The organism is Streptomyces sp. NPDC058246 (assembly GCF_042881985.1).
Classification (GTDB): domain Bacteria; phylum Actinomycetota; class Actinomycetes; order Streptomycetales; family Streptomycetaceae; genus Streptomyces.
On the sequence record NZ_JBHVWZ010000003.1, the window covers coordinates 43,619 to 56,011 of the forward strand.

10 protein-coding genes are annotated in these 12,393 nt (G+C 69.9%); all 10 read right to left on the bottom strand.

The features are described 5' to 3' along the window. Positions 1–90: 90 nt before the first annotated feature. The 10 genes from ACFVXA_RS05170 to thrC all read right to left on the bottom strand — a co-directional run bounded on the left by ACFVXA_RS05170 (position 91) and on the right by thrC (position 12,389). Entirely contained in the window at positions 91–756 is a 666-nt protein-coding gene (locus ACFVXA_RS05170) for a protein-tyrosine-phosphatase (RefSeq protein WP_362024206.1), read from the bottom strand. After that, positions 753–1,400 carry an L-threonylcarbamoyladenylate synthase gene (locus tag ACFVXA_RS05175; RefSeq protein ID WP_362024209.1) on the bottom strand — a complete coding sequence of 216 codons (648 nt, stop codon included), beginning with the start codon at positions 1,398–1,400 and terminating at the stop codon, positions 753–755. Before ACFVXA_RS05175 ends, ACFVXA_RS05170 begins: the two co-directional genes overlap by 4 nt. Positions 1,401–1,453: 53 nt before the next feature. Then, complete coding sequence (gene prmC / locus ACFVXA_RS05180; protein WP_362024212.1) at positions 1,454–2,299, bottom strand: peptide chain release factor N(5)-glutamine methyltransferase; 846 nt, start codon at positions 2,297–2,299, stop codon at positions 1,454–1,456. A gap of 39 nt (positions 2,300–2,338) precedes the next feature. Next, a complete protein-coding gene (gene prfA, locus ACFVXA_RS05185; RefSeq protein ID WP_362024215.1) occupies positions 2,339–3,415 on the bottom strand; it encodes a peptide chain release factor 1 in 1,077 nt (358 codons plus the stop codon). Positions 3,416–3,588: 173 nt separating this feature from the next. Beyond that, a complete protein-coding gene (gene rpmE / locus ACFVXA_RS05190) occupies positions 3,589–3,810 on the bottom strand; it encodes a 50S ribosomal protein L31 (RefSeq protein ID WP_362024218.1) in 222 nt (73 codons plus the stop codon). A 148-nt stretch (positions 3,811–3,958) separates the two neighbouring features. Then, positions 3,959–5,098: an LCP family protein gene (locus ACFVXA_RS05195; protein ID WP_362024221.1), complete on the bottom strand. Its 1,140-nt coding sequence runs from the start codon at positions 5,096–5,098 to the stop codon at positions 3,959–3,961. Between the two features lie 208 nt (positions 5,099–5,306). Further along, on the bottom strand, positions 5,307–7,115 hold the full coding sequence (locus ACFVXA_RS05200) for a trypsin-like serine protease (protein WP_362024429.1): 1,809 nt from the start codon (positions 7,113–7,115) through the stop codon (positions 5,307–5,309). Between the two features lie 198 nt (positions 7,116–7,313). Then, the gene (gene rho / locus ACFVXA_RS05205) at positions 7,314–9,344 is read right to left on the bottom strand and encodes a transcription termination factor Rho (RefSeq protein WP_362024224.1); all 2,031 of its coding nucleotides are present in this window, start codon (positions 9,342–9,344) and stop codon (positions 7,314–7,316) included. 388 nt (positions 9,345–9,732) lie between these two features. Next, positions 9,733–10,662 carry a homoserine kinase gene (gene thrB / locus ACFVXA_RS05210; RefSeq protein WP_384399771.1) on the bottom strand — a complete coding sequence of 310 codons (930 nt, stop codon included), beginning with the start codon at positions 10,660–10,662 and terminating at the stop codon, positions 9,733–9,735. Positions 10,663–11,330: 668 nt separating this feature from the next. Next, on the bottom strand, positions 11,331–12,389 hold the full coding sequence (gene thrC, locus ACFVXA_RS05215; RefSeq protein ID WP_389933561.1) for a threonine synthase: 1,059 nt from the start codon (positions 12,387–12,389) through the stop codon (positions 11,331–11,333). Positions 12,390–12,393: the final 4 nt, after the last annotated feature.

The following is a 12,393-nucleotide window of genomic DNA, read 5'->3' on the forward strand; positions in this document are numbered from 1 at the left end:
GGGGCCGAGCCACCGCGGCGGAGCGTGAGGGAGGGCGGGCAGAGGGCACAGCCACCAGCGCCGGGCGCCCTGCGCACGGACGGCCGCCGGCTACGTACGCGCAGGGACACCCGTCAGCGCGGTCACCACGGGATCCAACGCCTCGTTGATCTCGTCCCCGATGGACCGGAAGAACGGCAGCGGCGCCCCGTAAGGATCGAACACCTCGTCCGCCTCCGCGGTGGGCGCCAGCAGCCACCCCCGCAACGCCGCAGCGGCCCGTACGAGGGCGCGGGCCCGCTCGACGACCCCGTCGTCCAGCGGCGGCAGCGTAGCCGGGTCTATCGCCCGTACGAGCCGCGTGAACTCCTTCAGAGTGAACGTGCGCAGCCCCGCCGAGTGCCCCATGGAGATGACCTGGGCGCGGTGGTCCCGGGTCGCCGTCAGGACCAGGTCCGCGCGGATGACGTGGTCGTCGAGCAGCTCACGGCCCACGAAGCCGGAGGGATCCGCCCCGAAGTCGGTGAGGACCGTCGCGGCATTGGCCTCCATGGGCGCGCCCTCGTGCCCCCAGGTGCCCGCGCTCTCCACGATCAGACCGCCCCACAGGGGGTCCCCGAGCCGGTCCGCCAGGGCATGCCGGGTCAGCCGCTCGGTGATCGGCGAGCGGCACACGTTGCCGGTGCTGACGTGGAGGATGCGGAAGGACCCCCTGGGCGACCCGTTGGCCCCCGTGATCCCCGTGCCTATGCCACGCCCCGCGTCAGGGGCTGTCAATTCGCCACCTCGAGGTCGGGTACGACCTTCCGCAGCTCCTCCGCCGACAGCGCTCCCGCGCGCAGCAGCACGGGCACCTTGCCGGTGACGTCGACGATCGAGGACGGCACGTTGCCCGGGGTCGGGCCGCCGTCGAGGTAGACGGAGATGGAGTCGCCGAGCATCTGCTGCGCGGCGTCACAGTCCTCGGGAGCCGGGTGTCCCGTGAGGTTCGCGGAGGACACGGCCATCGGGCCGACCTCGGTGAGCAGTTCGATGGCGACCGGGTGCAGCGGCATGCGCACGGCGACGGTGCCACGGGTGTCCCCCAGGTCCCACTGGAGGGACGGCTGGTGCTTGGCGACGAGGGTGAGCGCGCCCGGCCAGAAGGCGTCGACCAGCTCCCAGGCCATCTCGGAGAAGTCCGTGACGAGGCCGTGCAGGGTGTTCGGGGAGCCGATGAGGACGGGGGTGGGCATGTTGCGGCCCCGGCCCTTGGCTTCCAGGAGGTCGGCGACGGCCTCCGAGGAGAACGCGTCGGCGCCGAGGCCGTACACGGTGTCGGTCGGGAGGACCACCAGCTCGCCACGGCGGACGGCGGACGCGGCTTCACGCAGACCGGTGATGCGGTCGGTCGCGTCGTTGGTGTCGTATCGCCGTGCCATTTAGCGGGCCTCCTCGTACACGTACTGCTGGCTGGGGAACGCGATGCGCGTACTCATGGCATCGCCTTGCGGGCGGTCGCGAACCGCGGCCGGTTGTTGAGGTCCGGGTGGTCTGCGGCGTCGGCCCAGCCCCGCTCCTCGGTGAAGATCCACGGCACCTGCCCGCCCTGGGTGTCGGCGTGCTCGATGACCACGACGCCGCCGGGGCGCAGCAGCCGGTGCGCGGTGCGCTCGATGCCGCGGATGAGGTCGAGTCCGTCCTCGCCCGAAAACAGGGCGAGTTCGGGATCGTAGTCCCGGGCCTCCGGTGCCACGTACTCCCATTCCGTGAGCGGGATGTACGGCGGGTTGGAGATCACCAGGTCCACCTGGCCGTCGAGGTCCGGGAAGGCCTCCAGGGCGTCTCCCTGGCGCAGGTCGACCCTGGACCCCTCGACGTTCTTGCGCGTCCACTGGAGGGCGTCCTCGGACAGCTCCACGGCGTGTACGCGGGAGCGCGGGACCTCCTGCGCGAGGGCGAGCGCGATGGCGCCCGAGCCGGTGCACAGGTCGACGATCAGCGGCTCGACGACGTCCATCGCGCGGACGGCGTCTATGGCCCAGCCGACGACGGACTCGGTCTCCGGGCGCGGCACGAACACCCCTGGGCCCACCTGGAGTTCGAGGTAGCGGAAGTAGGCGCGGCCGGTGATGTGCTGGAGCGGCTCGCGGGCCTCGCGGCGCGCGGTCACCTCCCAGTAACGGGCGTCGAAGTCCACGTCCTTGACGGTGTGCAGCTCGCCCCGCTTCACGCCGTGCACGAAGGCGGCGAGCTCCTCCGCGTCGTTGCGCGGCGAGGGCACGCCGGCGTCGGCCAGCCGCTGGGTGGCCTGGGCCACTTCCGCGAGCAGCAGGTTCACGCTGGTCCTCCGGGGCTGAGCTGTTGTCTTGTACGAGGCTTAGGCAGCGGCGAGCTTGGCGGCCGAGTCCGCGTCGACGCACGCCTGGATCACCGCGTCCAGGTCGCCGTCCAGCACCTGGTCCAAGTTGTACGCCTTGAAGCCGACGCGGTGGTCCGAGATGCGATTCTCCGGGAAGTTGTACGTACGGATCTTCTCGGAGCGGTCGACGGTACGGACCTGGCTGCGACGGGCGTCGGCGGCTTCCCGCTCCGCTTCCTCCTGCGCCGCCGCGAGGAGCCTGGAGCGCAGGATACGCATCGCCTGCTCCTTGTTCTGCAGCTGGCTCTTCTCGTTCTGGCAGGAAGCGACGACTCCGGTGGGAATGTGCGTGATGCGCACCGCGGAGTCGGTGGTGTTGACGGACTGGCCGCCGGGCCCGGAGGAGCGGTAGACGTCGATGCGCAGATCGTTCGCGTGGATCTCGACGTCGACCTCCTCGGCCTCGGGGGTCACGAGGACGCCGGCCGCGGAGGTGTGGATGCGGCCCTGCGACTCGGTCGAGGGAACGCGCTGGACGCGGTGCACGCCGCCCTCGTACTTCATGCGCGCCCAGACACCCTGGCCGGGCTCGGTGGCACCCTGGCCGCCCTTGGTCTTCACGGCGACCTGGACGTCCTTGTAGCCGCCGAGCTCGGACTCGGTGGAGTCGATGATCTCGGTCTTCCAGCCGACGCGCTCGGCGTAGCGCAGGTACATGCGCAGCAGGTCGCCGGCGAACAGGGCCGACTCGTCGCCGCCCGCGCCCGCCTTGATCTCGAGGATCACGTCCTTGTCGTCGCTGGGGTCGCGCGGGACCAGCAGCAGGCGGAGCTTCTCGGTGAGCTCCTCGCGCTGCTTCTCCAGGTCCTTGACCTCGGCGGCGAAGTCGGGGTCGGCGGCGGCGAACTCCTTCGCCGTCTCGATGTCGTCCCCGGTCTGCTTCCAGGAGCGGTACGTCGCGACGATCGGGGTCAGCTCGGCGTAGCGCTTGTTGAGCTTGCGCGCGTTGGCCTGGTCGGCGTGGACCGACGGGTCAGCGAGCTTCTTCTCCAGATCGGCGTGCTCGCCGATGAGTTCCTCGACCGCCTCGAACATCTCCGGCTCCAATGGGCTGTCCCCAGCTCCATCATGGGCTCGGGACGTAGGTACGGCATGGGGGTCCCCCCTGCTCGATCCAAGTCGAGAGCCTGGGGGAGGGGGCTGCACCGCAAAGCGCCGGTCCCAGCGCCCCCGAGCTGGGGACGCCGGAGACCGGCGCTGTGGGCTCGCTACTTCTTGGCAGCGGCAGCCTTGCCGAAGCGGGCCTCGAAGCGGGCCACACGGCCACCGGTGTCGAGGATCTTCTGCTTGCCCGTGTAGAACGGGTGGCACTCGGAGCAGACCTCGGCGCGGATGGCGCCGCTGTTGATCGTGCTACGGGTGGTGAACGACGCGCCACAGGTGCAGCTGACCTGCGTCTCGACGTACTCGGGGTGGATGTCGCGCTTCAAGGTGTCTCCTAGTTTCGGGAGGGCGCCGGGTCGCCGCCGCGGATTGCGGGAGCGTGAACCGGAGCCGACGTACCAGTCTGCCAGGACTGGGCGCATCCCCCAAAACCGGGGTGCGCCGTGATCTATTCCCCGGGCGTTCTCGCGCGGCTCAGCCGGAGCTGACGACGCCCTTCGCGGTGCCCGTGGCCGTGCCCTTGGTGGCCGCCTTCGGGATCGGCTGGTCGTTCTTCAGGGCCTTCCAGACCAGCTCGGACTTGGCCTTGTCGACGAGGACGCGGTTGGCGTTCGCGGCGTCGTACTGCACCGGCATCGTCACCATGGTCATGTTCGACGAGCTGATGCCCTTGAGGCCGTTGGCGAAGGACGCGAGCGAGGTGACCGAGCCGAGGTCGGAGTCGGTGGTCACGGTCTTGGTCGCGGTGTTGGCGAGGCCGTACAGCTTCGTCGGGTCGGACAGGACGCCGATGTGCTTGACCTGGTTGACCAGGGCCTTGATGAAGGCCTGCTGGAGCTGGATGCGGCCGAGGTCGGAGCCGTCGCCGACGCCGTGCCGGGTGCGGACCAGGCCGAGCGACTGTTCGCCGTTCAGCGTGTGAGTGCCGGCCGTCAGGTTCAGGTGGCTGTCGGGGTCCTTGATGCTCTTGGTGGTGGTGACCGTGACCCCGCCGAGGTCGTCGATGAGCTTCTGGAAGCCGCTGAAGTCGACCTCGATGTAGTGGTCCATGCGGACACCGGTCAGGGACTCGACGGTCTTCACCGCGCAGGCGGCGCCACCGGTGGAGTACGCGGAGTTGAACATCACCTCGGAGGCCGCGTCGTGCGTGACGCCCTTGGCGTCGGTGCAGGAGGGCCGCTGGACGAGGGTGTCGCGGGGTACGGAGACCACGCTGGCCTTCTTGTGGCCCTGGTACACGTGCACGATCATCGCCGTGTCGGAGCGGGCGCTGCCGTCGTCGGTGCCGCCGCCCAGCTTCTTGTTGCCGCCGGCGCGGGTGTCGGAGCCCAGCACCAGGATGTTCTCGGAGCCGTTGTCGACCTTCGTCGGCCGGTCGGTGCCGAGCGCCTGGTTGATGTCGACGCTCTTGATGTTGCCGTTGAGCTTGAAGTACAGATATCCGGCGCCGGTGCCGCCCAGCACCACGATGCCCGCGGCGGTCCAGGCCGTGATGAGGAGTGCCTTGCTGCGCGTGCTGCGCGTCTTGCGGCGGCGGCCCTTCGCGCGGCGGCGCGCGGCGCTGGTCCCGGTCTCCCCCGGTATGCCGGGTTCCGGCGTGCTCTCGGCAGACATGTGCTCCTCAGTCCCTCTGCGGTCGGTTACCCCCTGCTTTCAGGGCCAAGCCCGTCCGGTCGTGACGACGCGTACCGCTCATGGTCACTCCGCCCGGTCAGACGGGGAAACTCGGGAAAGGGTTGCACAACGCAGCGTGCCCACCGCGTGGAGCGGCGGGCACGCTGCGTCATCGGCGAGTCCGGGGAAACCTCGCTCACCTGCGATTTCAGCCGAAAATGTCGTACTGCTTGAAATCGGTACCGACCTTGATCGGTGTGGCGAAGATCTCGCTGGTCGACTTTCCGGTGCCCGGGTACAGGTAGAGCGTGCCGCCGGGCGTACGGGCCAGGAAGTCGGCCTTGCCGTCGCCGGTCACGTCGCCGGTGGCGTCGAAGGCGTTGTAACCGCCCCAGGTGCGCACCTTGACGCGGCTGGAGAACGCCCCGGTGCCGGACTTGCCGGTGCCCTTGTACAGGTAGACGTACGAGCCGGTCGTGCTGCGGGCGATCAGGTCGGCCTTGCCGTCGCCGGTGAAGTCGCCGTGGCCGCGCAGCGAGTTGTACTGGTTCCAGCCGGAGCCGACCTTCACACGCGCCGAGAAGGTGCCGTCGCCCTTGCCCGGGTAGATCCACAGGACGCCGCCGGAGTCGACCGAGAGGACGTCGGGGATGTAGTCGCCGGTGACGTCACCCGGGGTGACGATGCGGGTGCGGGTCTTCCAGTTGTCGGCGATCTGCTTGGTGGACCACTTCTGGGTGGACCGCACGTAGTGCGCCCAGTACACGTCGCCTGTGGAGCTCACGCGGTAGACCAGGTCCTCGATGCCGTCCCGGTCGAGGTCGGTCTGCAGGACGACGTTGACGCCGCTCCAGTCGTCCCAGGACGCGCGGGCACCGAACGAGGTGCCCTTGGAGTCCTTCTCGTAGCCGGTCTTGGTGGAGGCGTTGCGCACCCACAGGTCGGCCTTGGAGTCGGTGTAGCTGAGGTTGGCGTCGTCCACGCGCGCGTAGGCGGCACCGACGTACGTGCTGACCTTCGTGAAGACGCTGTAGGCGCCCTTCGCGACGCAGTCCTGCACACCCCAGGAGACGACACCCACGATGCGGCCGCCGACGACCAGCGGGCCGCCGGAGTCGCCGTTGCACGCCGTGGTGGTGCCGGTGTCGCTGCCGGTCGCCGGCTTGCCCGCGCAGACCATGTGGCCCTTGACGAACTCACTGCCGTAGGCGCCGGTGCAGGTGCTGTCCGAGTTGATGGGCAGCGTGGCCGTCTTCAGCGTCTGGGAGATGTCCTGCGTGGTGGAGCTGGTGCGGCCCCAGCCGTAGAGCTTGGCGCTGGTGCCCGCCGCGTACGAGGCGGTGTCGCCGGACGTCGTCATACGGATCGGCGTGGCCTTGGCGGGGCTGTCCAGCGTGATGACGGCGATGTCGTTGTCGATCGTCGTCGAGTTGTACGACGGGTGGTTCCACTGCCGCAGCGGCAGCGAGACGGTGCCGCCGTGCAGGTCCGTGTTGCCGGAGCTGTCGCTGGTCGGAAGCTGGGAGGTGCCGGTCAGGACGGCGCCGTAGTGGTACCAGTCGTAGCCCTTGACGCAGTGCGCGGCGGTGAGGATCTTCGTCGGCGAGACGACCGAGCCGCCGCAGAAGAAGCCGAGGTCGTCGCTCGTGTCGGTGGTGCCCTTGTCGTCGTAGTACCAGAGCTGGGCCATCCACGGCGCTGACGTGATGGTCGTCTCGCTGCCGCCGATGATCTTCGGGTCGACGGTGCCGGTGTTCGTGCTCGCGCTCAGGGACGACTTCTTGGTGGTCTGCCCCGCGGTGTCGTCACCGGCGAGCGCGCCCGCGACCCGCTTCTCCAGCTGGGCCTGGGTGGGCGCGGAGATGGCGGGCTTGACGGTCGGCGCCGGCAGCGCGGTGGTGGTCGCGGCGTTCGCGGACGACATCAGCAGTGCCCCGGCGACGGCGGCAGCCAGACCGGCGGCCGCGATCGGGACGGCGATCCGTATACGGCGTCTGTGACGACCGCCCCCGGACATGGGTGTACCCACTCAAGTCCCCCCTCAGAGTCATGAGTTCAGATCCGCGCGCACAGCGTCGCGCCCCCAGGTGCGGGCGGAGCGGGTGCGGGCAGAAGTTCGAGGGCGCGATCGTACACCTGTCCCATACCGCACAGAGGGCCGCCCCCGTCACTTGCGTGACGGGGGCGGCCCTCGGCGCTGCATGCCCTGCTGACGTCAGTCGTTGCCGTTGCCCGGCGACGGCGTCGTCTTCTGGATCTGGAGCAGGAACTCGGCGTTCGACTTCGTCTGCTTCATCTTGTCGAGCAGCAGCTCGATCGCCTGCTGCTGGTCGAGCGCGTGCAGCACGCGGCGCAGCTTCCAGGTGATGGCGAGCTCGTCGCTGCCGAGCAGGATCTCTTCCTTACGCGTACCGGACGCGTCGACGTCCACCGCCGGGAAGATGCGCTTGTCGGCGAGCTTCCGGTCGAGCTTGAGCTCCGCGTTGCCGGTGCCCTTGAACTCCTCGAAGATCACCTCGTCCATGCGGGACCCGGTGTCGACGAGCGCGGTCGCGAGGATGGTCAGCGAGCCGCCGTCCTCGATGTTGCGCGCGGCACCGAAGAAGCGCTTCGGCGGGTAGAGGGCCGTCGAGTCGACACCACCGGACAGGATGCGGCCGGAGGCCGGGGCGGCGAGGTTGTACGCACGGCCCAGGCGCGTGATCGAGTCGAGCAGCACGACGACGTCGTGGCCCAGCTCCACCAGACGCTTGGCACGCTCGATGGCGAGCTCGGCGACCGTGGTGTGGTCCTCGGCCGGGCGGTCGAAGGTCGAGGAGATGACCTCGCCCTTGACCGACCGCTGCATGTCGGTGACCTCTTCCGGACGCTCGTCGACCAGGACGACCATCAGGTGGCACTCGGGGTTGTTGTGCGTGATCGCGTTGGCGATCGCCTGCATGATCATGGTCTTGCCGGTCTTCGGCGGGGCCACGATCAGACCACGCTGGCCCTTGCCGATCGGCGCGACGAGGTCGATGATGCGCGTCGTCAGCACACCCGGGTCCGTCTCCAGACGGAGGCGGTCCTGCGGGTACAGGGGCGTCAGCTTGTTGAACTCCGGGCGGCCGCGGCCGTGTTCGGGCGCCATGCCGTTGACGGAGTCCAGGCGGACCAGCGCGTTGAACTTCTCGCGGCGCTCGCCTTCCTTGGGCTGGCGGACCGCGCCCGTGACGTGGTCACCCTTGCGCAGGCCGTTCTTGCGGACCTGGGCGAGCGAGACGTACACGTCGTTGGGACCCGGCAGGTAGCCCGACGTACGGATGAAGGCGTAGTTGTCGAGGATGTCCAGGATGCCCGCGACCGGGATCAGGACGTCGTCGTCGGCGAGCTGCGGCTCACCCGCGGCGAACTCGTCGCGGCCACGACGGCCACGGCGGTCCCGGTAGCGCCCGCGACGGCCGCGACGGCCGCCCTCGAAGTCGTCGTCGTCCTGCGGCCCGTTGTCGCGCGGCTGGCGGTCCTGGCGGTCCTGACGGCCGCCGCCCTGCTGCTGCTGACGGTCCTGGCGTTCCTGGCGGTCCTGACGCTGCTGGCCGCCACCCTGGCCGCCCTGCTGCTCGTCGCCCTTGTTGCCACGACGGTCGCGGTCACGGCCACCGCGGTCACGGTCGCGGTCCCGGCGGTCACGACGGCCCTGACGGCCGTCGGCGCCCTCGGCGTCGCCCTTGGGCTCGCCCTGCGTCTGGACCGGCGTCTCGGCCTTCGGCTCGCTCTTCGCCTCGGCGACGACCGTCTCCGGGCTGCCGGCGTCGGCGGTGGCGCGACGACGGCGGCGCTCGGCGGGGGCGTCATCGCTGGCGGGCTGGCCCGGAATCTCGATCTGCTGCTGGGCCACGGCCTTCTCGGCGGCCTTCTCGGCCTTCTTCTCGGCCGGAGCGGCGGCGTCGTCGCCCGTACGAGCCTTCGAGGTGGCCCGGCGCTTCGGCTTGGTCTCGGTGGCGGCCTCGGCGGTCTTCGCCGGGCTCCCCCCGCCCGCCTGCGCCTCCTTGATGACCTCGATCAGCTGGCTCTTGCGCATGCGCGCGGTGCCCCTGATGCCGAGGCCGGATGCGACCTGCTGCAGCTCGGCCAGCACCATGCCCTCGAGGCCGGTACCGCGGCGCCGCCGGGAGCCGGCACCGGTGGCAGGCGCGGAGGCGTCCGTGGCGGGCGCGGCAGCGGTCTCCTCGACACGTGCGCCCATCAGATCGGTGGTGTCGCTCACGAAGGGTCCTTCCCTGGAGCGGACGTCGGCCTGTCTGGCTCGGCGACCGGTTGTGCTGTCCGGCTTTGGTCCTTGCTGTATGGACCGTGCCGGGGCGGTGGTCCGCCAAAGAGGCGGAAGACATATCTGGTGATGACGATTCCGGAGCCGTGGCACTGAATTGCGGTGTCATCGGCACGGTCACGCCGGTTCCGGAGCGTGCTCAGCACTGCTCAGCGCATAGCACCCAATGCAACGCACAAAGCAGTTTGGGAGGCTCCCGGAAGAATGGTTGTCCCGGACGGGGACACGAAGCACCTCGCCATGGTGGGGTCGGGTGCAGACTTGAGGTTAACACTACCGGATCCAACAAACATTCCCCCTCTCCAAATCCGGCAACCGTGCGCCGTCAATTGACCCCGAGGGGTGCGAGCGGAAGCACGCTCGTCCCCTGGGCGTCGAGCTCCAGCCGGTTGGCGGCCCAGCCCTGACCTGCGAGATCGGCGACCTTGTCGGCCGATGCCCGGTCCGCCAGAGCGAGGACTGTGGGGCCCGCGCCGGAGATCACCGCGGGGATGCCGTCAGCCCGCAGGCGCTCCACGAGGGCCGCGCTCTCGGGCATGGCCGGGGCGCGGTACTCCTGGTGCAGCCGGTCCTCGGTGGCGGGCAGCAGCAGCTCGGGGCGCCGGGTCAGGGCCTCGACGAGCAGTGCGGCGCGGCCCGCGTTGGCCGCGGCGTCGACATGCGGCACGGTGCGCGGCAGCAGACCACGCGCGGTCTCGGTGAGCACCGGCTTTCCCGGTACGAAAACCACCGGAACGATGGAATCGGCGGGCTCCATCCTGATCGCCCGCGCGGCGCCGGCCTCCATCCAGGACAGCGTGAAACCACCGAGCAGACAGGCCGCGACATTGTCGGGGTGTCCCTCGATCTCGGTGGCGAGCTCCAGGAGCGCGGTGTCGTCGAGCTTGCTCTCCCCGCCTATGGTCACGGCCCGCGCGGCGACGATGCCGGCGCAGATGGCGGCCGAGGAGGAGCCGAGTCCCCGCCCGTGCGGGATGCGGTTGGCGCAGACGATCTCGAGGCCGCGCGGCTGTCCGCCCAGCAGGTCGAAGGCGGTGCGCAGGGAACGTACGAGGAGATGACTCTCGTCACGCGGCAGCGTCTCGCTGCCCTCACCCGCGATGTCGATGTGCAGCCCGGAGTCGGCCACCCGGACGACCACGTCGTCGTACAGCCCCAGTGACAGGCCCAGGGCGTCGAAGCCCGGGCCGAGGTTGGCACTGGTGGCGGGGACGCGCACCCTGACGGCGGCGGCGCGGAACGCTGGACCGGCCATCGCTCGATGACTCTCCTTGAGCTGCGTGATGTACGAGGTTCGATGAGCTGAGATGAGCTGGGACGAATTGATATGACTTGAGATGAACTGCGAAGACCAAGACTGCGACGACTTGCGTGGAGTTGCGAGGAGTTGCGAGGAGTTGCGATGTGTACGGAAGACCCGGAGGCCGCAATGACGGCGCGGCACCGCGGCATATGCGGCGGGCGGGTTCGGTACAGCCTATCGAAGGAAGGTTCTGTGGCGACATAGGGCGCACAGGAGGCGCACGATGCGTGTCGTAAGCCCCCCGTGCACCCCCTGGCAGGTTGCCGTAGGGGTGGCCCGAGGCGTTGAACGGTTTTCCGTCGACTTCTGGCGGTTCACGCCGTCGGTTCCGACCGATTCTCACCCGCCTGGGGCCTGGTCCGGGCGTGCTCCAGCCAGGTCCGGCCACATCCGGCCGTCTCTGGCGGCTTTACGCCAGGCGGCTTTCCGCCAAAGTCGGCCGCAGGGTCCGGCCGCCGGATCGGTCGCGCGTGAGACGGCCGGAGCCGCGCGTGGTGGTCCGGCGCTGTGCCGCTCCGAAGGTCGGCGTTACGCCGGTCCGGGGTCCGGCGCTGGGCCGCTCCGAAAGTCGGCGTTGCGCCGGTCCGAGGTCCGGCGCTGGGCCGCTCCGAAAGTCGGCGTTACGCCAGCCCCAGTCGCTCCGCCGCCGTCGCCGCGTCCACCGGGACCGTGACCGGCTGCGGGGCGCCCGCGACGGCCCAGTCCGGGTCCTTGAGGCCGTTGCCGGTGACCGTGCAGACGATCGTCTGGCCCGGGTCGACCTTGCCCTGCTCGGCGGCCTTCAGCAGACCGGCGACGGACGCGGCGGACGCGGGCTCGACGAAGACGCCCTCCTGCGCGGCCAACAGCCGGTAGGCGCGCAGGATTTCACGGTCCGTCACCTCGTCGATGAAGCCGCCCGATTCGTCCCGCGCGGCCAGTGCGAACTTCCACGAAGCCGGGTTGCCGATCCGGATCGCGGTGGCGATCGTCGAGGGGTCCTTGACGATCTCGCCGCGCACGATGGGGGCGCTGCCGGACGCCTGGAAACCCCACATGCGGGGGGTACGTCCGGCGATGCCGTCGGCGGCGTACTCGGTGTAGCCCTTCCAGTACGCCGTGATGTTGCCCGCGTTGCCGACCGGCAGGACATGGATGTCGGGCGCGTCGCCGAGCATGTCGACGATCTCGAACGCGGCGGTCTTCTGCCCCTCGATCCGCACCGGGTTGACCGAATTGACCAGCGCCACCGGGTAGTTGTCGGAGAGCGCGCGCGCCAAAGTCAGACAGTCGTCGAAGTTGCCGTCGACCTGGAGGATCTTCGCGCCGTGGATCAGGGCCTGGCCCATCTTGCCGAGCGCGATCTTGCCCTGCGGGACGAGGACGGCGGAGACCATCCCGGCCCGTACGGCGTACGCGGCGGCGGAGGCCGACGTGTTGCCGGTGGAGGCGCAGATGACGGCCTTCGCGCCCTCCTCCTTGGCCCGGGTGATGGCCATGGTCATGCCGCGGTCCTTGAAGGACCCGGTCGGGTTGGCGCCCTCCACCTTGAGGTGGACCTCGCAGCCCGTGCGCTCGGAGAGCACCTGCGCGGGCACGAGCGGCGTACCGCCCTCGCGGAGCGTCACGACCTCCGTGCTGTCGGACACCGGAAGCCGGTCCCGGTACTCCTCGATGATTCCGCGCCACTGGTGGGTCATTGCT

Coding starts and splice junctions, on each gene's coding strand:
- ACFVXA_RS05200 (WP_362024429.1), bottom strand. CDS start 7,115: ATGTCCGGGGGCGGTCGTCACAGACGCCGTATACGGATCGCCGTCCCG.
- prfA (WP_362024215.1), bottom strand. CDS start 3,415: ATGTTCGAGGCGGTCGAGGAACTCATCGGCGAGCACGCCGATCTGGAG.
- ACFVXA_RS05175 (WP_362024209.1), bottom strand. CDS start 1,400: ATGGCACGGCGATACGACACCAACGACGCGACCGACCGCATCACCGGT.
- ACFVXA_RS05195 (WP_362024221.1), bottom strand. CDS start 5,098: ATGTCTGCCGAGAGCACGCCGGAACCCGGCATACCGGGGGAGACCGGG.
- thrC (WP_389933561.1), bottom strand. CDS start 12,389: ATGACCCACCAGTGGCGCGGAATCATCGAGGAGTACCGGGACCGGCTT.
- thrB (WP_384399771.1), bottom strand. CDS start 10,662: ATGGCCGGTCCAGCGTTCCGCGCCGCCGCCGTCAGGGTGCGCGTCCCC.